20 protein-coding genes and 1 pseudogene are annotated in these 21,080 nt (G+C 60.8%); 13 read left to right on the forward strand and 8 right to left on the reverse strand.

All coding sequences use genetic code 11. The features are described from left to right. Nucleotides 1-50 precede the first annotated feature (50 nt). Genes CP97_RS14655 through CP97_RS14680 form a run of 6 tightly spaced genes read left to right on the forward strand, consistent with a single transcriptional unit; the run spans nt 51 to nt 8,926 of the window. A complete protein-coding gene (locus CP97_RS14655) occupies nt 51-1,139 on the forward strand; it encodes an efflux RND transporter periplasmic adaptor subunit (RefSeq protein ID WP_063612555.1) in 1,089 nt (362 codons plus the stop codon). 3 nt (nt 1,140-1,142) lie between these two features. Next, nucleotides 1,143-4,283 (forward strand): efflux RND transporter permease subunit, encoded by a 3,141-nt coding sequence (locus CP97_RS14660; RefSeq protein ID WP_063612556.1) that lies wholly within the window; start codon nt 1,143-1,145, stop codon nt 4,281-4,283. 3 nt (nt 4,284-4,286) lie between these two features. Then, nucleotides 4,287-5,774: an efflux transporter outer membrane subunit gene (locus CP97_RS14665; RefSeq protein ID WP_053833465.1), complete on the forward strand. Its 1,488-nt coding sequence runs from the start codon at nt 4,287-4,289 to the stop codon at nt 5,772-5,774. Next, a complete protein-coding gene (locus CP97_RS14670; RefSeq protein ID WP_158246558.1) occupies nt 5,761-6,993 on the forward strand; it encodes a patatin-like phospholipase family protein in 1,233 nt (410 codons plus the stop codon). The genes CP97_RS14665 and CP97_RS14670 overlap by 14 nt, the downstream gene beginning before the upstream one ends. 8 nt (nt 6,994-7,001) lie before the next feature. Then, a complete protein-coding gene (locus CP97_RS16765) occupies nt 7,002-7,415 on the forward strand; it encodes a hypothetical protein (RefSeq protein ID WP_174539185.1) in 414 nt (137 codons plus the stop codon). A 29-nt stretch (nt 7,416-7,444) separates the two neighbouring features. Then, nucleotides 7,445-8,926, forward strand: a complete 1,482-nt coding sequence (locus CP97_RS14680; protein ID WP_063612558.1) for a phospholipase D-like domain-containing protein — start codon at nt 7,445-7,447, stop codon at nt 8,924-8,926. A 21-nt stretch (nt 8,927-8,947) separates the two neighbouring features. On the opposite strand, the gene CP97_RS14685 is transcribed toward CP97_RS14680, so the two are convergent. Then, nucleotides 8,948-10,462: a mechanosensitive ion channel family protein gene (locus CP97_RS14685; protein ID WP_063612715.1), complete on the reverse strand. Its 1,515-nt coding sequence runs from the start codon at nt 10,460-10,462 to the stop codon at nt 8,948-8,950. Nucleotides 10,463-10,903: 441 nt separating this feature from the next. Between CP97_RS14685 and CP97_RS14690 the strand changes: the two genes are divergently transcribed. Next, entirely contained in the window at nt 10,904-11,566 is a 663-nt protein-coding gene (locus tag CP97_RS14690) for a TetR/AcrR family transcriptional regulator (protein WP_053833462.1), read from the forward strand. 218 nt (nt 11,567-11,784) lie between these two features. Here CP97_RS14690 and CP97_RS16010 read toward each other — a convergent pair whose 3' ends face one another. After that, entirely contained in the window at nt 11,785-11,985 is a 201-nt protein-coding gene (locus tag CP97_RS16010; protein WP_174539186.1) for a hypothetical protein, read from the reverse strand. Between CP97_RS16010 and CP97_RS14695 the strand changes: the two genes are divergently transcribed. After that, a complete protein-coding gene (locus tag CP97_RS14695) occupies nt 11,984-12,529 on the forward strand; it encodes a sensor histidine kinase (RefSeq protein WP_082347913.1) in 546 nt (181 codons plus the stop codon). The genes CP97_RS16010 and CP97_RS14695 overlap by 2 nt on opposite strands. A gap of 71 nt (nt 12,530-12,600) precedes the next feature. After that, entirely contained in the window at nt 12,601-13,059 is a 459-nt protein-coding gene (locus CP97_RS14700) for an ion channel (RefSeq protein WP_087910621.1), read from the forward strand. Between the two features lie 422 nt (nt 13,060-13,481). Here CP97_RS14700 and CP97_RS14705 read toward each other — a convergent pair whose 3' ends face one another. The 5 genes and pseudogenes from CP97_RS14705 to CP97_RS14725 all read right to left on the reverse strand — a co-directional run bounded on the left by CP97_RS14705 (nt 13,482) and on the right by CP97_RS14725 (nt 16,083). After that, nucleotides 13,482-13,859, reverse strand: coding sequence for a hypothetical protein (locus CP97_RS14705; protein WP_063612560.1), 378 nt, complete (start codon nt 13,857-13,859; stop codon nt 13,482-13,484). Nucleotides 13,860-13,924: 65 nt separating this feature from the next. Beyond that, nucleotides 13,925-14,194, reverse strand: a complete 270-nt coding sequence (locus CP97_RS14710; protein WP_046903470.1) for a hypothetical protein — start codon at nt 14,192-14,194, stop codon at nt 13,925-13,927. A 129-nt stretch (nt 14,195-14,323) separates the two neighbouring features. Then, nucleotides 14,324-14,794 carry a MarR family winged helix-turn-helix transcriptional regulator gene (locus CP97_RS14715; RefSeq protein WP_063612561.1) on the reverse strand — a complete coding sequence of 157 codons (471 nt, stop codon included), beginning with the start codon at nt 14,792-14,794 and terminating at the stop codon, nt 14,324-14,326. Further along, the gene (locus tag CP97_RS14720; protein WP_046903468.1) at nt 14,791-15,216 is read right to left on the reverse strand and encodes an organic hydroperoxide resistance protein; all 426 of its coding nucleotides are present in this window, start codon (nt 15,214-15,216) and stop codon (nt 14,791-14,793) included. Before CP97_RS14720 ends, CP97_RS14715 begins: the two co-directional genes overlap by 4 nt. Before the next feature lie 118 nt (nt 15,217-15,334). After that, a pseudogene (locus CP97_RS14725) lies at nt 15,335-16,083 on the reverse strand (phytanoyl-CoA dioxygenase). A gap of 652 nt (nt 16,084-16,735) precedes the next feature. Between CP97_RS14725 and CP97_RS14735 the strand changes: the two are divergent. Genes CP97_RS14735 through CP97_RS14750 form a run of 4 tightly spaced genes read left to right on the forward strand, consistent with a single transcriptional unit; the run spans nt 16,736 to nt 19,745 of the window. Then, the gene (locus tag CP97_RS14735) at nt 16,736-17,800 is read left to right on the forward strand and encodes a tyrosine-type recombinase/integrase (RefSeq protein ID WP_236781001.1); all 1,065 of its coding nucleotides are present in this window, start codon (nt 16,736-16,738) and stop codon (nt 17,798-17,800) included. Continuing rightward, the gene (locus CP97_RS14740) at nt 17,797-19,038 is read left to right on the forward strand and encodes a tyrosine-type recombinase/integrase (protein ID WP_063612563.1); all 1,242 of its coding nucleotides are present in this window, start codon (nt 17,797-17,799) and stop codon (nt 19,036-19,038) included. Before CP97_RS14735 ends, CP97_RS14740 begins: the two co-directional genes overlap by 4 nt. Nucleotides 19,039-19,048: 10 nt before the next feature. Next, nucleotides 19,049-19,429, forward strand: coding sequence for a type II toxin-antitoxin system RelE/ParE family toxin (locus CP97_RS14745; RefSeq protein WP_063612717.1), 381 nt, complete (start codon nt 19,049-19,051; stop codon nt 19,427-19,429). Further along, entirely contained in the window at nt 19,416-19,745 is a 330-nt protein-coding gene (locus CP97_RS14750; RefSeq protein WP_063612564.1) for a helix-turn-helix domain-containing protein, read from the forward strand. The genes CP97_RS14745 and CP97_RS14750 overlap by 14 nt, the downstream gene beginning before the upstream one ends. Nucleotides 19,746-19,950: 205 nt before the next feature. On the opposite strand, the gene CP97_RS14755 is transcribed toward CP97_RS14750, so the two are convergent. Beyond that, on the reverse strand, nt 19,951-21,042 hold the full coding sequence (locus CP97_RS14755; RefSeq protein WP_149036562.1) for a hypothetical protein: 1,092 nt from the start codon (nt 21,040-21,042) through the stop codon (nt 19,951-19,953). Nucleotides 21,043-21,080 lie beyond the last annotated feature (38 nt).

Raw genomic sequence — 21,080 nt, forward strand, 5'->3', positions numbered from 1 at the left:
CTATTGCGACGAGCGATGATATGTAAACTTATTCGTTTCATTTTGGGCGCATGTCAAAGTCTGATTCGCGCCGAACCATTTTCAGACCCAAATTCTTCATGCTGCGCATATTCGTTTCGCTAATTTTCGCATGCCTTGTTGCAGGTTGCGACGATGCTCCCATTCCGGAGGAGGCCGATCGGCGTCCGGTCAAACTCTACACCGTGGCGGCAGGCGGTCAGGCGAGGACTTACGAGTTTCCCGCGATCATCGAGGCAAGCACATCTTCGGATCTAACCTTCGATGTGCCGGGCAAGATCGTCCGGCTGACGGTGGACCAGGGCGATTTCGTCAGGGCCGGCACGGTGATCGCGCAGCTCGACCAGACCATCGCGCGCAACCAGCTCGTCCAGGCACGCGAACAGTACGAGGCGGCACAGGATGCATTCCGCCGCGCCGACGCGCTGGTCGGCGAAGGCGCGATTCCGCGGGCAGTGCACGTTCAGCGCGAAACGCAGCGCGACACTGCGCGAGCCGAACTTGACAATGCGCGCGAGCAGTTGGAGAAGACCGTCTTGCGGGCGCCCTTTTCGGGCCGCGTGGCCAGGCGACTGACCGAGCCGTTCGAATATGTTTCGCCGCAGCAGCCGGTCGTGACCTTACAGACCGCCGGTTCCGCCAAGGTGGTGGTCCAGGTTCCCTCGTCCATCGTTGCCAATGCCGAGCAGCGGGCCCCGATCAACGCGGCGATCGCGCTCGACAGTCTTCCCGACAGGCGGTTCGCGGCCCGGTTCGGCTCGTTCGCCACCGACGCCACGCGTCAGTCGCTCACCTACGAGGCGACGTTCCTGTTCGATCCGCCTTCCGGCGCGCTGATCCTGCCGGGCATGACGGGAACACTGCATGTCGAGCTCGATACCGATGATGCCGAGATGCCGGCTGTGCCACTGGAAGCGATCGTTGGGCGTGACGAAAAGACATTCGTCTGGCGCGTGGACCGCAGGACGGGAGCCATCGCGCTGCGCCGCGTCACCGTAGGCAAGGGAGCAGGCGGAATGCTGCCTGTAACTGCCGGCATCGGCCGCGGAGACCTGATAGTGGCTGCTGGCGTGGCCAATCTCGAAGAGGGGATGAAAGTCCGCCCCTACGAGCGGGACTGAGCCATGTCGTTTAATCCCGCCGTCTTCTCGATCAGGAATCGCCTGCTCATCCTGCTCGTCATCATCGGGACGATCGTTGCCGGGATGGCGGCCTATGGGTCGCTGCCGCGCTTCGAGGATCCCGAGTTCACCATCCGCCGCGCTGTCGTGGTAACACCCTATCCTGGCGGATCGCCGATGGAGGTCGCCACCGAGGTCACCCAGCGTCTCGAGCGGGAGATCGGGCAGATGCAGGAGGTGAAGGAGATTGTTTCGACCTCCGAGGCGGGCCAGTCGCGCATCGAGGTGGAGATCAAGTACGAGTTCGGGCGCAACAAGGAACAGCTCCAGATCGTCTGGACCAAGCTGCGCAACCGCGTGGCCGATGCCGCCCGGCTGCTTCCGCCCGGGGCAGGTCCCTCGATCGTCAACGACGATTTCGGCGACGTCTTCGGCATCTTCTACATGCTAACCGCCGATGGTTATTCGCCGGCCGAGCTGTACGACTATGCCGAAAAGCTGCGCACCGACCTGAGCGGTGTGGAGGGTGTGGGCAAGGTGGTGCTGTCGGGCGAGCAACGCGAGGCCTTCTATGTCGAGATCATGCGCGAGCGGGTCGCGGCGCTGGGGCTGTCGGTGCAGAGCGTCTATCAGGATCTAGCACAGCAGAATTCCGTCGTCGCAGCGGGCAGCGTGCGCGTCGGCGACCAGCGTCTGGAGATCGTTCCCACCGGCGAGATCGATTCGGTCGAGGAATTGCGCGATCTGCCGGTGATGACCGGCCAGGAAGGCGCGGTCGTGAGACTGGGCGATCTGGCCCGCGTGACGCGCGGCTATGTCGATCCGCCGATGCAGATCCTGCGCTACAATGGCAGGCCGGCGGTGGGCATGGGCATCTCGAATGCGACCGGCACAAATGTGGTCGAGGTCGGCGAGGCGATCGAAGCCAAGCTGCGCGCGAGCGAGAGCGACCGCCCGATCGGCATCGAGATCCACGAATTCTACCACCAGGGCAAGGTGGTGTCGGACGCGATCGGCGATTTCGTGATCAATGTCGCGACGGCGCTCGTCATCGTGGTGGTCACGCTGCTGATCTTCATGGGCTGGCGCTCGGCCGTGGTCATCGGCGCCGTGCTCATGCTCACCGTCGCGGCGACGCTGGCTGGGATGAATGCCGGCGGGATACCGATGCACCGCATCTCGCTGGGCGCGCTGATCATCGCGCTGGGAATGATGGTGGACAACGCCATCGTCGTGGTCGAGGGGATGCTCGTCGGCCTCAAGCAGGGCAAAAACAGGCTGGAGGCGGCGCGCGCGATCGTGGGCCAGATGCTGTGGCCGCTACTAGGAGGCACGCTGGTCGGCATCATCGCCTTCGCCCCGATCGGCCTCGCCCCCGGGCAGGTCGCCGAATACACCAATCACCTGTTCTGGGTGATGATGATCTCGCTCTTGTTCTCGTGGTTCTTCGCGGTCACCGTAGCGCCTTTTCTCGCCAACTGGCTGTTCGAGAAGGAGGAGGATGCTGCCGCTTCCGGCACTGATCGGGAGACAGGATTCGATGCAGGCCACGACGGTCTCGAGGACGAGGCCGCCCCGCAGCGCGAAGCCGGCCGGATCGGCACCGCCTATCGCGAATGGCTCGCGCGCGCGCTGCGCCATCGCTGGCGTACCATGGGCCTGACCGGGGGGTTGTTCGCCGTCTCCCTTGTGGGCTTCGCGTTCGTGGAACAGGGTTTCTTTCCCGCCTCCACCACGCCGCATTTGATGGTCGATTACTGGCTGCCTGCGGGCACCGATATCGAGCGGACCAATGCCGACCTGGAGGAGATTGAGGAGGATCTGGCGACGATGGACGGCGTTACTGACGTTCAGACCGTGGTCGGCATGGGTACCTTGCGTTACAAGCTGGTCTATCAGCCCGAGGCGCCGACATCCTCCTTCGGCCAGATGATCCTGCGGGTTGAGGACGCCTCGACGCTCGAGCGGCTGCAGGCAGATGTGCATGCCTATTTGCAAGAGAACGCCCCCGAAGCGCGCGCCAAGGTCTGGCTGTTCGAACTGGGGCCGGGTGGCGGCTCGAAGATCGAGGCGCAGTTTTCGGGGCCCGATCCGGCGGTTCTGCAGAGCCTGGCGCAGCAGGCCAAGGATGTCTTCGCCGAGGACGAAGCGGCCATCCTCGTGAAGGATGACTGGCGCGAGCAGGTGCCGGTCATCCACCCGCTCTATTCCGAAACGCGCGCGCGTCGCCTTGGCGTCAGCCGCGAGGACGTGGCCGAGGCCTTGCAGGGCACGTTCGCGGGCCGTCCGATAGGCGTCTTCCGCGAGGGCGACGACCTGATCCCGATCATCGCCCGCTCGCCCGAAAGCGAAACGCGCGACGCGCAGAACATGGAAGCAATCCAGGTGTTCAGCGCCAGCGGCGCCTCGCTTCCGCTGCAGGAAGTGATCGACGGTTTCGAGACCCGCTGGCGTCATTCGCAGATTCAGCGGATCGATCAGCGCTGGGCAATCAACGCCCAGGCCGATCCCGCGCCGGGCGAAACCGCCAACCGTCTGCTCGATCGCGTGCGCGGAGACGTCGAGGCGATCGAACTGCCTTCCAGCTACCATTTCGAATGGGACGGCCAGGAAGGAACGAGCACCGAGGCGATCGATTCGCTGATTGGCGTGGTCCCGCTCGGTGTCATCGGCATGGTGCTGGTGGTAATCGTGCTGTTCAACGCAGTGCGCCAGCCGGTGATCATTTTCATGATCGTGCCGCTGGCGATCATCGGCGTAACCATCGGCCTGCTCTTCACCGGCATAGCGATGGAGTTCATCGCCATTCTCGGTGTGCTCTCGCTCTCGGGCCTGCTGATCAAGAACGCGATCGTGCTGGTCGATCAGATGGATATCGAGATCGGCGAGGGCAAACCGCGTTTCGATGCCATCATTGAGGCAGCCTATGATCGCGCCCGCCCGGTCATCCTGAGTTCGCTGACGACGGTACTCGGCGTCATCCCACTGCTGTTCGACGCCTTCTTCAAGGCGATGGCCGTGGTCCTGGCCTTCGGGCTGGCCTTCGGGACGGTACTGACCCTGTTCGTGGTGCCGGTCCTCTATGCAATCTTCTTCAAGATCGGCCCTGACGAGACCGCAGCCGAGCCACAGGGGGCAAGTTGAACCATGCGCATCGTCCCTCTCACCGCCATGTTGCTCGGCCTGATGCTGGTGTCAGGCTGCTCGCATCCCGACAGGGTCGGCGATGGTCCGGTCGCACCCGCCCGCGCGGCCCTGCCGCCTTTGCCGGAACGCTGGCGGGCAGTCGCCGATGCCGCAGGGCCGGTCGCGGACGGATGGGTCGCCGCCTTCGGCGACCCGCGCCTCGCCGCGCTCGTGGCCGAAGCGCAGGAGAAGAACAGTGATCTTCAGGCCGCCGCGGCGCAGGTCCAGCGCGCCGCAGCACTTGCCCGTCAGGCGCGTTCCGGGCTGCGTCCGGCCGTTCAGGCGGTCGGCCTGGGTTCGCGCAGCCATATCGAGATCGATGATATCGAAATCGGCGGGCAGGCCGGACTGCCGGTGCCGTCCAGCATCGAATATGACAGCACCAGCTTTCTGGGACTGGCGCAGGCGAGTTGGGAAATCGACCTGTGGGGCAGGATCAGCGATGGCTGGTATGCCGCGCTCGAGAACGAGGCGGCTGCCCGCGCCGACTATTTCGCGGCCCGGCAATCGATTGCCGCGGGCGTGGCGCGCGCCTATCTGGTCTCGATCGAGGCTTCGCGGCAGGTGGGGCTGGCCGAGGAAGCGGTTGATACGCTCGAACATCTGCATCGCCTGGTGGGTCTGCAGGTCCGCGAGGGCGTCGCGATGGATGGCGATCTGGCACTGATCCGCGCCAATCTCGAACAGGCGCGCGAGGCTCTCGCACGGGCACAGGGCGCGCGGCGCGAGGCGATCCGTGCTCTCGAACTACTGGTCGGGCGCTATCCCGCGGCCGAGTTCGCCTCGGGAATTGACTTGCCGCCCATGCCAACGCCGCCGCCTGCCGGGCTGCCTTCGACGCTGCTCGAGCGGCGGCCCGATCTGGTCGCGGCCGAGCGGCGCGTCGCCGCCGCACTGCATGCCGAGGACCAGGCCAGCAAGGCGCGCCTGCCGCGCCTGTCGCTCACGGGGCTGGCGGGCGCGGTGTCGGACGCCCTTGAAAATATCTTCGATCCTACCGCGACCCTGTTCAGCATTGGCGGCAATGTCGCGGCGCCGATCTACCAGGGCGGCGCGCTGGCTGCCGGCGAAAACATTGCCGATGCCGAACTGCGCGCGGCGATCGCGCAATATGCCGGCGCCGCGCTGGCCGCTTTCGAGGAGGTGGAAACCGCGCTCGACAGCGGCGTGGTGCTTCGCCGCCGCCGGGACGCGGCCGTCATCCGCGTGCGCGAGATAGAGGAAGCGCTCAGGATCGAGGATCTGCGGTACAGGGTCGGCGAAAGCAGCCTGCTTGACGTGTTGCAGATCCGGCAGCAGGCGATCACTGCGCGCAGCGATCTGGCGACGATCGAGCGCATGGAACGCGAGCAGTTCGTCACGCTCAATCTGGCGCTCGGCGGAAGCTGGAACGCGCCGGAGGCTGATCCCCCAGAGATTTCCGAGAAGGATGGCGATGCGAACCCGTAAAGAACTCCGCCTGACCATGATGCCGGGACAGGCCATCGACCTGGTGCGAACGCTCGTCCTGGGAGTGCTCGGCCCCGCATTGCTGCTTGGCGGTTGTGCCAGCTTCGACCGGCAACCGTTCGAGGCCGCGCAGATCGAAGCCGCGCACGCGCCGGATTCGCCGAAAATCCGCCATTGGGCCAATTCCCCCGACCTGTTGACACAGATCTCGATCGCCCCGCCACCGCCGGGCGAGCCACTGCGCGTGCTCGCGCTGTCGGGCGGTGGGGATGACGGGGCCTATGGTGCGGGTTTTCTCAACGGATGGTCGCAAACCGGCAAGCGACCTGAATTTGCCGTGGTCACTGGAGTCAGCACCGGGGCTCTCATCGCCCCCTTCGCGCTGCTCGGGCCGGACTACGACGACGAGCTGAAACGCGCCTATACCGAGATCACGCCCGACGACATTTACAAGGACCGCTTCGCGTTGGCGATCCCGTTCTCGACCAGCGTCGCGACGACCGGGCCGCTCGAGGCTCTAATCGCCCGCTTCGCCACTGATGCGGTGATCGATGCCATCGGCGAAGAGCACCGCAAGGGCCGGCGCCTGTTCGTCGGCACCGTCAGCCTCGACCGCCCCGGCAATGCGATCTGGGACATGGGAGCGATCGCGGCCGGTGATGCGCCCGGTCGCTATGCCCTTTTCCGGCGCATCCTGCTCGCCAGCAGCTCCGTCCCGGTGCAGTTCCCCCCGGTGCTGATCGAGATGGAAGCGCAGGGAGAGCGAATCAGCGAACTCCATGTCGATGGCGGCACCATTGCGACCCTGATGGCCGCTCCGCCGGTCGCGAACGACCAGATCCTGCGGGACAGCCAGTCCCCAACGGAGCTGTATCTGCTGGTCAACGGCAAGATGGCAGGCGAGTTCGAGCTGATCGAAGCAGGTCTCTCCAGCATCGCCAAGCGGACGCTTGAGGTGATGCTCTTCTCCAGCCTCCAGGACCGTGTGGCCTCGGCCTATGTCTGGGCGAGATCGACCGGCGCCGGATATCACTTGACCTTTATCGAGCAGGACTTCGACGCGGACGAGCACGATCTTTTCGAGCAGGATTATATGCGCACGCTGTTCGACTATGGCGTGGAGCGCGGTCGGGCACAGGCATGGCAGGATAGTCCGCCATCGTCGGATCCGGACACTGTCGCATCAGCCGTGCCCGAAACGACGAGTTCCGAGGATTAGCGCCCGTCATGGCACCGGGACGAACATACCGCATGAGCTTCGCCTTTTCCGATATCCCCCATCAATCCGGACGGCCGGCCGTCGTTAACGGCGCCAATAGCGGCACCGGCTACGAGATCGCCCCGCACCTGGCGATGAAAGGCGTGCGCGTGCTGCTGGCGTGTCGCGATGCCGAGCACGGCACTTTGCGTGTCTTACAGGCCGTGACCGATCCGCAAGCGGAAGGCGGCGACCATCCCGGTCCTTGCGGTCTCATGGGGATGCGTGGCCAGACTTCGGGTCGCGCGGTCGTGACAGACCCGACTCGCGACCGGGAGATGACGAGAAAGCTGTGCAACAGGTCGGTTGCACTAACCGGAACAGAACCGGACATTGGCCCTGCTGTTCCGTCGCAGACAACGCCTCCCGACAGCGCACCGTAACGCGGATGCGCGACCGGCACCCTCCGTTCATGATACAGCGCGCAGCTTCTCATGCGTTCGGAAATACGGCACTTTCCGCAATCGGCTTGAGTGTCGCTAAGCACGCGGTGGGCCATCCCGGCCTGACGGGCGTTGCACTTGTCGAGGACGGCATAGACGCGTTTGCCATCCGCTCTCGACTCATCGCCGCGGCCGAAAGATCGATCGACCTGCAATATTACATCTGGCGCGACGATCTGACCGGTAATCTCCTGCTGGAAGACTTGCGCAGAGCGGCAGCGCGGGGTGTACGGGTCCGTCTGCTGGTTGACGATAACGGCATTCCCGGCCTCGACCGCAAATTGCGCTGGCTGGCCAGCGACCGCAATTTCGAAATCCGCATTTTCAATCCGTTTCGAAACCGACACTTCAAGCCGCTCGATTTCCTGCTGGATTTCCACCGCGTCAATCGCAGGATGCATTCGAAAAGCTTTACAGTCGACAATCAGATAACCTGTGTCGGCGGGCGTAATGTCGGAGACGAGTACTTCGCCAACCGAGAGCAGGGGATTTTTGCCGATGTGGATGCGCTTTGCGTAGGCGCGGTGGTGCAAGAAGTCTCCGAATGTTTCGATGCGTTCTGGAATTTTCCCGCTGCAGTCGAAATCGACTGCATCGTGAAGGAAGATCCGAAGCAGTACGCGGCAAGCGGGGCAACTGATTTCACGCGGTCAGTTTCCGGCCCCTCCGCGACCGATTATCTAAGCCGTGCCGCCGGATCTGTTTTGCTTGAGCGTGCGCGGGCCGGACGGATTGAATTCGAATGGGTGCCCGTCGAGCTGGTCAGCGATCGGCCCGCCAAGGTTCTCGGACAATCGCGTCAAGGCGATCTCATGGCTAGCGTCCTCAGGAGTCTCATCGGTCAACCGGAAAGGGAATTGCTCGTCGTTTCGGGCTATTTCGTGCCGACCTCATCAGGTGCCAGGGCCTTTGCGCAAATGGCACGCAACGGGGTCGATGTGCGCGTCCTGACCAATTCCTTTGCTTCGACCGATGTCGCTATGGTTCATGCCGGATATGCAAAGCATCGGCATTTTCTCGTGAAGTCGGGGGTGCGTCTGTATGAGATGCCTGCCCCTGGAGACCGGCCCAAGACCACCCGCAAATCTCTGCGTCGACCTTCGCCGCGCAACACAAACGAGAATGCCACCCTGCATGCCAAGATGTTCGCTGTAGACGGCCGTCGGGTCTTTGTCGGTTCTTTCAATTTCGATCCGCGCTCTTTCGCTCTCAATACTGAGCTCGGGATCGTCATCCAGAGTGAGAATCTGGCGGCACAGATGCACCACGCCTTCGATACCATGATCGCGTCCGGCTCCTACAAAATCGTCGTGGATGACAAAGGCCGACTGAACTGGATGGACATGCGCGACGATGTCCGTCAATGTGAACTGGCCGAGCCTGGAACCACATGGTGGTCGCGAGTGCTCACTCGCCTTCTCAGCAAAACGCCGATCGATTGGCTGCTGTGAATACCATCTGGGCGCGGCGACCTACGCGCCGACGTCATTCTCCTGGGTCACCAAATGGACCGTCCGCGTCGGGTAGGCGATAGCGAGACCGGCTGCCTTCAACCTCTCGAAAATGGCCAGCAGCAGTTCCTGCCGGATCAGTCGGCTTTCCGCGTAATCGGCAACCATGATGTAGGACCAGATCTCGATATCCAGCGAGCTCTCGCCGAAATGAGCAAATCGAGCACGGAGGCCATCCTTTTCAATCAGGTGGTGATCGCGCAGGATCTGCTCGATAATCTCCACGGCCCGGCGCAGCTGGCCTGCGGAGATACCGTATTCGACGCCGATCGTGGGATTGAAGAGAAAGCGGTCGCGCTTGGCGAAGTTTTCGATCTCGCGGGAGGAAAAATCACCGTTCGGGATGGTGACGAGCGTGCGTTCATTCGTGCGAATCCTCGTCGAGCGCATACCGATATCCTCTACGGTGCCGACAATATCTCCCGCGCGGCAGAAGTCTCCGACCTGAACAGGGCGGTCTGCGATGACGTTCAGGCTGCCGATCAAATTCTCCACGGCCTTCTGTGCGCCTAACGCCAAGGCGATGCCGCCAATGCCCAATGCGGCAATGCCCGTGGTCACATCGACCCCCAGCGTGTCGAGGACCGCTACCGTCGCCAATAGGAAGAGCACTATCTTTGCCGTACGCCGCAACAGGACGACGACCGACACTGCCTGCCGCCGCTGGCGGCGTTCCATCCGGGCACTAGCAACGCGTGCGATGGCATCGACCAGGCGCAGCGCAAACCAAGCAAGCGCTACCCAGCCAACGATACCGATATAGCGCAGCAAGGTCTGGCGCGCGACGATGGACGCCTCGATGCTGCCCGTCCACAGGTGGAAGGTCACCACTGCGAGAAACAGGCTGAGCGGCGGCAAGGCGGCCTGCGTGAAGCGGTAGATCGCGCTTTTCTCGCGGTCGGCCACAAAACGCCGCATGATGGCCAGAAGTCCGGCCGATATAAGCCAGTAGAGAAAGAAACTGCCGGCTGCGCTCCCGAGCAAGAGAGCCCAGTCCTGCAGCGGGGCTCCGGCCACCTCGGCGCTTTCACCGTCTTCCGGTTCAGCCGGATTTGTCGCCGCCACAGACACTGCTTCGAGAGCTTCAACGGTCTCCTGCGAAATCCCCCAGACCTCGCTGCCGACAGGGCTGTCGGTCCGGGTGAGAAGGATCGGCAGACTTTCCTCGCCGCCGAGCCTGCCTACCTCTTCGGTGTCGGCCGGCAGTTCATCGTCGAGACGCCCACTCGCTTCGTTCGACAAGGCACCGAAAGGCAGGAGCGTCCCCTGTTGGTCGAGCGCGGCTTGCAGCTTGGTGGCCCAGATCGCTCCTTGATCGACAAGTTGAGCCTCATCCTCTTCCGCAGACAGGTGGAAATAGTGAGCAGCCCTCGTGTAGTCCTTCGCCGCCAGGGCGCTGATCAGGCCGGTCACCGTTCCACGCGGCGTCTCGCGACCGAAAGGGTCGGTAGCCACTTCAGCGGCCTGCTCGGCCATCGGCTCCGCCACAGGAGCGATTTGAGCGGAAGCCGGTGTTAAGGCGGCGCAGGCGACCAGCAATAAAAGGGCAGAAAGACGGAGAACCGATATCGGTCCGATCGGGATATTATCTGGAAGGCGCTGGCCATCGCAGTTCCGCAATGGCTTCAACCCTACGAACCTACGAAAGACAGAGATTGCATTCCAACCGCTAAAGCTCGGCTCACTGATCGATCGGAGAGATTGCCTTGGGGGAAAGGCCATTTTTGCTGGCGCCGGCGATGAAAGAAAGTAAACTCACCGGTACCATGCCGTTTTCCGTTGCGGCAGGCAAGCGTTCATGTGGGCATCATTAGTCCGCGTTGCCCGCTGCGGAGCTTTGCCTGGCCATACCACAAAGGCCTCGTCCTACTGGGCAGCAGATCAGATGGCCGAACCAATGCAATAGTGAGAGAATAGATGTCACTTCCCCGCAGAACCTCAAGCGGCGGTCGTCCTTCAAAAGAGGAGGCCGAGAAACTAGGCGAGCACATATTGCAGGAAGCGCTGCAGGAATTTATCGCTAAGGGCCTCGATGCGTCCCGGATGGACGCGATCGCCGCTTCGGCCCACGTATCGAAGCGAACACTTTACGCACGCTACAAATCCAAGGATGAACTGCTATGTGCGACGATGGACTATGGTATTGCGAAGCACATCCGTCCGGTGAGCACTCTTCCTGCCAATGGCCCCATTCGCGAGCGCCTCGAAGCCGTTGCGCATAAATTTCTAGAAGCCTCGCTCACCGCAGAAGGCCGCGGCATACAGACCTTGCTGACATGGCTTGCCAATTACCGCCCCGATTTGCAGAACAAGATCAGGGCCAAAGCCGTGGCTGACGTTACCGGCGTTATGAACCAAATTCTAAAGGACGGCTACGCAAACGGAGAAATTGCGTTCTCAGACTTCCCGGCGATCGCTAAGATAGTCTTCGACTTATTATTCTCCTTGCCGAATTATGAAATACTGAGGGGCATGGGTCCCGAATATCATGGCAGCGAATCCGTCAGCCTGGACAAGGAACTTGATTTCGTGATGGCTGCACTTCGCACTGGCGTCGTCTTTTCGACGAATGGGCGGTAAGCTGGCGCATATCTTATAAATCAGTAACTTCGTTGCATTGGTTTGAACCTAAAGATATTTCAGTATCCTTCGGATTCATCGTGATCGGAGTGTCCAGAAGATGGCCCCGGCTCAATGTGCTCTGGAATCTCGTCGAGCAATGTTCTGCCAGAGGCGTACCGCCGCCCGAGCGTCTCGATAAACCCTTAGTAACGCTTCGCATCACGATCTCCTACAGATCAATGCCGTCGTCGGGGTTGCGAGGCCTGTCGCGCCAGCCCTTGCATCCGTCGCCGCAAGGCCGATGCGCGCGCAGCTTCATCCGGGTCATCCTCGAAAATCGCGAACTCGCCGGTCGGTAACGAGTCCGGCGTTTCTCGTGCGATATCGAGATGATCGGGCAGTTCGGGTTCGCGGCGGAGCCCATGAGTTTTCTCCATGACGGGCCGGTCGGGAGCCTCTCTCCTGACCTCAAAACTTTCACGAAGCGCAGCGTCGCCCTCTTACTATAAAGAGAGCGACGCCGCGGTCTGGGCGACGGTGGAGGTCAACCTTACGGCTCTGACTGGTGATCTATTGGCGCTGCATTCAGATGAGGACCGCATCGGCCTCGACCTTTCGCCGGCAAGCCATGTGCTGGGTGATCCCACCGCGCTCGGACGGATTTTTGATAACCTCGTCGATAATGCCCTGCGCCACGCCTCGACCGTCACGGTAAGGAATGTTTCGGATGGCGGTAAGACCTGCTGGTCGTTTGAGGACGATGGCCCGGGAGTTGCGCCCGACCAACAACTGACGTTAGGCACGGCCTATGCCCGTTTCGATCCGTCACGCGATCGACAGACGGGCGGAGCCGGCCTTGGCTTAGCGATCGTCTGCGGACTTGCCGAAGCCATAGGCGGCTCCGTCTCGTTCCGGTCCAAGCCGGGCCGAGGACTGCATGTGCAAGTCGTGCTGTTGTCGGCGGGTAGAAGCTCAGAATGAGCGAGACTCCACTGCAGACTGATAATAATCGGAGGAGTAAATCAAATTGATAAAATTGAGGATCATCAACGATGAGTATCGTCGCTCAACTCGCGATCGGAACGGTGACCGTTGCACTTACCATCATCATGCAAGCGTGTTTTGCCGCAATAGCCTTCTCAGTCGATGATCGCTTCACGCCGCCTCGCACGCGAACAACACGCTTTGGAGCGACCTTGCTTCTTGCCGCTTCTACGATATGGATGCTGCTCGCTATCACGCTGGCGGCTTGGATTTGGGCGGGCCTGTTTATTGTATTGGGTGCCTTCGAAGCGCTGGAACCGGCGCTCTATTTCGCAACGGTTTCCCTGACGACGCTAGGCTTCGGCGACGTTATCCTCTCGCAGGATGTGCGGCTGCTGTCTGCGATCGTGGCTGCCAACGGCCTCGTCATGTTCGGTTTGAGCACTGCGTTTCTTCTCGAATTCGTGGGTCAGGTGCGCGAGGAGAAAGGCAGTTCGACGCGATCCCACATTTCGACGGCAGAATGACTTCGTACAGAACCGGCTCACTTTGGCTAGCATAAACGATTGTGCCTGCCCACTCTACCCGCATCGCCTTGTCCAAGTAGAAAACGCCGATCCGCCCGGGTTTCGACAAATAGTCTGGGGCTTGGCGCTTGCGTAGACTGGATGGTCAAAAGTGGAATGGCGGGTTGCGACTCTAATGTCGGTCCTAACCACCAACTCGGCGGTTCGCCAGAAGCAGATGTTCGCATGGCATGCGCTCAGGTCGGCTTCGCCCTCTCATCCCAGTCATCCGAGCATTGAGGGCTACGTTCCGAAAGCGGACGTCGGTTCGAGGGCGTCGGAGCGATGCCCATATCGGACAATAGGATTAGTCGGCTTAACGGAGATGGATTGGGCTTAAGGACATCTCGAACGGTGGCAACAAAGCGACCTGGGTTCGGTCTTTATCCGCCTTTGACTTGTGCAGGGTCGAGCGCCTGCACCGGGGTTGCGAGAAAGCGGAATGGCTCGGCGGTTCCTTGCTTCGCGGCCGCGACAGCGTTGATGAGCAGCGCCGCCGAAGCGGCAAACCCTTCGATTGAATTTGCCTTGCCAAGCCAGACCCGCGAGGCCTTGGGCGACACGCCCACGGTAACTTCCAGCGCGGCATTGCGCGAACGCGCGGCCGACCGGTAGAAGCTCTGGTCATCAAAGGGGTCGAGCGAATAGTCCAGATCCTGTCCGGCAAGGATCTTGGCATCGGCCTTCGTGGCACTTCTCCGGTGAACGCCCGACAGCCACAGAGTCCGCGCCTGGCCATTCTCCAGAAATGCGGCGGCCATGGTTGAACGGGATATCGGCAAGAGCCAGGTCGGTGGAACGGCTCGACGTCTCTGACCTTGCCGATTCATCGGAAAGCCTCGCGGTTTGGCTGAAGTGCGATCTCACCTTTGATGCTGCCGAGATTGTCGCGAACGTCGACTACGCCAACCTCGTCTTCCAGCAGCGCCTGCACGTCCTGCGACAGCTCTTGCAGCTTCAACATGTCGGGGCCGGTCAGGACGATTTCGATCGGATCGCCCGATGTTGGCTGTCCGGTCTCGGGTGCCACCAGTAGAGTGGCACCGGCGACATTGCGGTCGAGATAGGTCTGTAAAGTCGGGTCGGCAGTCCTCATTTACGCGGGCGGGCGAGAGGAAACGAACTGCATCGCAAGGTCGCTCGACTATCGCCAAGCGTCCCAGTGGACGCCCCACGAAGATCGGACAGGCAATCCTCGCAGACGTGCGACACCTGCTGAGAGGCTTCACCTCTTCGAGCCGGTTTGCTCCGCAAGCAGTTCGACAAGCCTGCGCACGCTGTCCCGCAGTTCGTCAATCCCTACGGATTTGCGCCCCCTCGCAAGGGTTTCGGGAACATACACTGCCTGGTTGCGCAGTATTTTTCCACTCTCGGTCAGTTCGATAACCACTCGGCGCTCGTCTTCCGGATCGCGTGTTCGTCGAACCAGGCCGGCGGCCTCCATACGCTTCAGCAGAGGGGTGAGAGTTCCGCTATCGAGGTAAAGCCGCGCGCCGAGGGAGCCCACCGTCTGGGGTTCTTTCTCCCATAATACCAGCATGACCAGATATTGCGGATAGGTGAGACCCAGCTCCCGAAGAACAGGGCCATAGAGGCGGCTGAGGAGGTTGGTGGCAGCATAAAGGGGAAAGCAAACCTGTCGATCGAGCAACAAGGGATCGCGCGGGTCCTGTGCTGCTGCCACTCCGTCATTCATTGGGCGAACACATTAATTTTCACATCGACGTTTCCGCTGACTGCGTTGGAATAGGGGCAAGCAGCGTGGGCGTTCTTCACGATCTCGTCAGCCTTTGCCTGATTGACCCCGGCAATTTCGACATCCAGTGTGACAGCGAGATTAAACCCGTCATTACCATTCGGCAAGAGGCCGACCTGGCAGGAGACTTCAATGTCGTCGTCACCCACCTTGTCGGTCTGTGCCCGCGTTACATGGATCACGGCATTTTCGAAGCAAGCCGCATAACCAGCAGCGAAGAGTTGCTCGGGATTAGTCGCGTCGCCCTTGCCACCGAGTTCCTTCGGTAGAGCGAGGTCGAGCTCGAGAATGCCATCTTCGCTTTTGACCTTTCCGGCGCGGCCACCATAGGCGTTAACGCGAGTGTTGTAGAGATTTTTCATGTTAGCTCCTTACGGTTAGACAGCAGGATAAATAGTATCCAATTATATTGTGCGCAATATATAATTTGCAAGGCGCGTCATGCTGGCAGACACGCCTTTGCGTCAAATTCTGACCGCGTCACCTGCCCAAAGCTCTCAGAATAGTCTTCTCGACCGGCGAGTAGCTATTGTCGGAACGCTCGAGACTGATCGGCTCACGCGGTAGCAGTGGCGGCTGCGCAATGAAGCGCGGCTACTTACCGTAATCCTTATATGCAGAATGCACGAGGAAAGGGTGGCACAGATACACCTTGCCGGCCGGACCCGTTGCCAGTTGCTCCAGGCGATGGGCCGATCCGGCGAATCCGTCCGAGGTCAACTCTCGAAGGGTCAGACCGGCTTCCTTGGCCGGTGCGAGTTGTCGCGCTGTATCGATATGCGAGCCGACCCGAATGCGCGTTGAGGAATCGTGAATACCCACATCCGAGAATAGGAACAGCATCAACAGGGCGCGGCCCTTGCGGTGCACATTGGCCCGCCACTCCATGAAGTCGGGCTTCTCATAAGCGAAGCTGACCTCGATGTGCCACCCGTCGTCTCCAGGTTCTTCGGCAGATGGAAAGCCAACAGCAAATGTTCCGAGTCCGCCCCGCGGCAGCCACCGACCTTTGCCCACAAGCTGGTCGAATGCTGTATGCAGGGCGGTTGTGTTTGCCGCTTCGTGAAACGGAGCCTGATCGAACCGCTCGAGACGGGCCGGGTCCAGGTGGTCGAGTCATCGGGATCGCATCCCGTGGCCACCCACAGGATCGCGCGCGCTTCTGCGGCCACCTTGGATGAAAATGCAGCACCCACCCAGACGAAGCCGTCGCGAACGAAGCGGGCAATGGCATCTGCGCCAAGCGCAGAGAAGTATCGATTAGGCGCGTATGGTCGAGCGGCATTGCTGCTTCACGAGCCGGAAACCCGGCCAGCTCAGCCCAACGGAAAGGGTCGAGGCGCGATTGAGAGTGATGAACTTCATGGGCTTCTGCTACCTGATGTATTGTAGAGACACGACAAACGGCTGCCATTGAACAGGTGCTGGGCATACATGGGTGGTCTGCCATGGGGTCGGAAGCAAAATGGCCGATTTGCATTGGTTGCCTGCCCAAAGCAGACAGTCAGCAACCGGCCCATTTTGAGCCACCACTTATATACCGAGAGCGACTGGCTTACGGTCGGTGTGCTCTCAGCGAGTAGGGTGAAGGAGCGGACTTTAAGCACACCGTACGCCGCCATGCGGCAGAAAGAGATTGTTAAGCAATAGGTTACGCGAAGTTATTCCTCTACAAAGAGGAGCAAGTCAATGCAAGCAAATGGCTATCTGCTACCAGCGAATGAAGCCACGAATCATGTTCAAGCCCGATCCGGTGATGGGCGCGGGAGTGGTGAAAAAGCAAAACCGAGCAATCGGGTTCGGCTCAATGGGAACATCGTTCGGCGCAAACCGGGCAAGCGCATCCAAGAGTATTGGGATATCGACCTGCCGGGCTTTGGCCTGCGGGTAAATCCCGGCGGCAGGCGGACATGGTTTGTCCTGTTCCGCCAGCGCGGCAAGCTGCGGCGCTTGTCGCTCGGAACCTCCCGTGACATCACACCTGCCATGGCCCGCCGCCTCGCGCGGGCGAAGCTGGCCGAAGTGGCGCTGGATGGGCTGCCGACGCGCAGGAAGACCCGCGCTGCGCAGAAGAGCGATGCGCCGTTGCTGCGTGATTATGCCGAGCGATTCTGGGCTGACTACGCACGGCACTGGAAGCCATCGACCCGCAAGCGCAATGAGAGCGCCATCTTCAAGGAAATCCTCGGCGCGTTCGGCGACCGGCGGATTGACGACCTGGCTAAGGGCGACATCCTGTTCTGGCGCGACAGCTTCGTCGAGCGGCCCGGCGTGTTCAACCGCACCTTGCCGGTGTTCTCGGTGATGATGGGCTATGCGGAGCGCCTCGGCTTGCGTCCGCGCGGCTCCAATCCCTGCAAGGGCACGCCGCGTTACAAGCGCAAGCCGATGGAGCGGTTTTTGTCGGCACACGAATATGCGCGACTTGCCACAGCATTGCGGGACTATGAGGCTGAGCAACCGCTCTATGTCGCGGCGATCCGGTTGCTGATTTTTACCGGCGCGCGTTGCGGTGAGATTGAGCAACTGCGCTGGGAATGGGTGCAGGAACCGCGCCTGATGCTGCCGGACAGCAAGACCGGCGCGAAGATCGTCTATCTCAACCGGCAGGCTATCGATGTGATAGCATCGCTCCCAGACCGGAAAGCAACCGGCCTGCTGTTCCCTTCGTTCCGAAATCCCGACAAGCCGATCTCGCTGGGCATTCACTGGTCGAAAATCCGTAACCGCGCGGCCCTGCCGGATGTGCGGCTCCATGATTTGCGCCACAGCTTCGCCTCGGTCGCGATCCGCAACAACATCTCGCTCATGGTGATCGGCAAGCTGCTGGGGCATGCGCTGGCAGAAACGACAACCAGATATGCACACCTGTCCGACGAGATCGTCGCCGATGCGGCGGAACGCGTTTCCGGCTCCATCGCGCGCTTGATCGGAGTCGGGCAGTGAACGCGCTGACACTGCGGGGGATCGTCGCCGAGGAACTGGGTAACCTCAGGCTCCATGTGATTGGCAAGTGCGGTGGCCTGGGCGAGCTGCGCAAGACGTGCTGGACACGCGAACTGCCGGGATTTGGCACCCGGCATTACGTCAGCGGGCGCAAGGTCTACATCGTCCAGGCCCGGATGGAAGGGCGCACCCGCACCGTGACGATCGGCAATGCCAAGGTGCTCAGCCGTGCGCAGGCGATGGATGTAGCACGCCGCGTGCTGCTGCGCGCCCATACCGGCGAAAACCCGGCGGAGGAGCGCAAGCGGCTCCGCAAGATTCCATCCTACCGGGACTTCCTCAAGACCTACTGGGAGAGGGTATCACCAAGATGGAAGCCCTCCACGCTCTACACTCACCGCTACTACAAGCGGAAATATCTCGACCGGGCATTCGAAGGCCTGTTCCTTGATGAGGTCGAGGAACGCCATGTGCAGGAATGGTTCAACCGGATCACCAACACGGGCGGACCTGGCGCCGCCAATCGTTGCCGTGAAATCCTGCGCGCCATGTTCAACAAGGCGGAGCAATGGGGCGTTCGCCCCGAAGGCTCGAACCCCTGTCTCTACATCCGCAAGAACAAGGGGCGGAAGTGCGAGCGCTTCCTGTCCGATCAGGAGTTCAAGCGGATCGGGGAAGTGCTCAACCGGCACGGCAAAACCTTTCCGCTGCATTGCGCGGCGATCAGCCTGCTGATCCTGACGGGCTGCCGTAAATCGGAGATCACCTGTCTCAAATGGAGCGAGGTGCGAGGGCGGCGCTTGCTACTGACCGACAGCAAGACCGGCCCGCGAACGGTCTGGCTGGCCGAGGCAGCAGCGACGATCCTTCACGCCCTGCCACGCCGGGATAAGCAACATTACGTGTTCTGGAATCCGGCGACCCAGCGCCCGATCACCGATATCGGCAATCTGTGGAGCAAGCTGCGCGACGAAGCAGGCCTTCCCGGCGTCCGCATTCACGATCTGCGGCACAGCTTTGCCAGCCACGCCGCCGCCCACTCTGAAACCCTGCCTATGATCGGCAAGCTGCTTGGCCATGCCGATGTTCGGACGACGACCCGCTATGCCCATCTTGACGATAGGCATGTCATCGAGGCTGCGCAGCGCATCGGCGACCAGATTGAGCGGAACATGGGCGGATCATATTCATTGAGCCGTAACACTAAGTATGATAGTGGACCGTTGCTGCATGACTGACAACCCGCGCATCCGCATCTACGCCAACCGCTGGTTCGCCAAGTTCGCGGCAAAGGAAAAGATCAGCGATGCCACGCTTGCTGATGCCGTGCATCGGGCCGAATCCGGCCTGATCGACGCCGATCTTGGCAGCGGTCTGATCAAGCAGCGCATCGCGCGCCAGGGCGGAGGCAAATCGGGCGGGTATCGCTCGATCCTGATCTTCCGCTCGGGCGAGCGGTCCGTATTCGTGTTCGCTTTCGCCAAAAGCGGCAAGGCGAACCTGAGTGCGGCGGAACTGAAGGTCTATCGCAAGGCTGCCAGCATCATACTGGAGCTGGGCGATGACCAGATCGAAACGGAAGTTGAAGCAGGCCGATTGGTCGAGGTGAAAGACGATGAGCAAGGCTAAGGCAAAGACCTACAAGAGCGAGGCGATGGCCGCCGTCCACGAGATGATGGAGGGCCTTCACGACGCGGGAAGCATCGACAAGCGCACCATGCGCGAGTTTGACGAGGCCTGCCTTGCGGCTGCGCCCGTTCTGTCGCCCGACGAGATCAAGGCTATCCGTGAGGCAGAGCATGTCTCGCAGCCGGTATTCGCTCGTTATCTCAACGTGTCAAAGAACCTTGTGTCGGACTGGGAGCGCGGCGCAAAGAAACCGGGAGGTCCGGCGCTGCGGCTGCTGTCGATCATTCAGCGCAACGGGTTGGATGCTGTGGCTTAATCGGGGCCACGTTCTGCCGGTTTTTTCCGGATAGGGGATTTCGGAAAGCTGAAATTCAAAGTGCCGGAGCATTGCTCATTGCAAACTACAACTACAGTGGCACTCTTCATTTATGGTCAAAAATTCGAGACTTTCAGATAAATCTGCGCACACACTCTTATTCAACTAGCCTATGCTTAGAGAGCCGACAGAGTAAGCAGTCAACTCACTCGAAAGTCAGATCTTGCCTCGCCTTGATAAAGCAGCGACCGTTGTAGGAGACGAAGGAGTCATAGAACGGGTAATCCTTCACACCCTCGGTCTCCTGTTGCTCAATGCCTTCCCAAAATTCATCCTCGTCGTCTACGCCTACATCGTCGATGTGCGATTCCACCTCTGTGTTGATGCTACCGACCCTGCGGATCGAGTTTGGAAGGTGCACAACCGAGTCGAGATAGAGCCTTATGCTTTCGACCGTTTCGACGCCTTCCGGAAGTTCGACGTATCCATCGTAGGAGGCATCCACGGTTCCGACCGTTCGCAAGCTGGCGGGCAATTTCACGACGGGATGATCGGAGACATCGATTTCGCCGATCTTCGTAACTCCCTCCGGAATCTCAATACCGGCGTTGCGTTCCAGTTGGAGTCTGCCGATTTCCCTGAGGCCGGTCGGATAGGCAGCGATGGTCGGCCACTGCATGTAATATTCCTGAACGAATTCAGCTTCGCAAATTGATTGCGGATCAATCCCTCGTATCGAGGGTGGGGGATCTGGGAGTGGCAATGGGTCTGGAGCGTCCTCTTCCAACCAAAGCGCGAGACGCTCGACAGCCCACTGATGGGCCGCTGCATTTTCATCGTCGATCTCGTCCGGTCTTTCGCGTTTGCGGTAATCCATCCCCAAATAGGCGAGCAGGGTGAGCGCAGCCCATTCTGCCCAGATCGCCCATGCCGAACCGCGTACCCTAGGATAATGCCAACTCGAAAAATCCAGCGCGGCCCATTCCGCGCTCGCATAAAAGCCTTTCGGTGCGAACCAGCCAGCCCAAGCGGCGAGCCCCTCTTTGTACGCTCGCGTCCATCCACCCTCATCGAGTTCGCCGGATAAAAAAGACTTGGTTGCGATGATCGATTTTCGTGGACGGTCGTCCGACGGGCATTCTCCCTCGAAGCTGAGTAGGGCTCTTGTGGCGCAATCGTTTATGAAGCCCGTCAGGCGATCCTTCACGACAGCATCGGTCTGTGCCACCCGCGCTATGGGAACCAGGAGTTGACGAACGCTTATCGGCTCTTTGAGTGATGAGGAGGCATCGCGCATTGTAAGGCGCTTCTTGGTAGACCCCCCGGTAAGCTCAA

This window comes from Aurantiacibacter atlanticus (assembly GCF_001077815.2).
Lineage (GTDB): Bacteria > Pseudomonadota > Alphaproteobacteria > Sphingomonadales > Sphingomonadaceae > Alteraurantiacibacter > Alteraurantiacibacter atlanticus.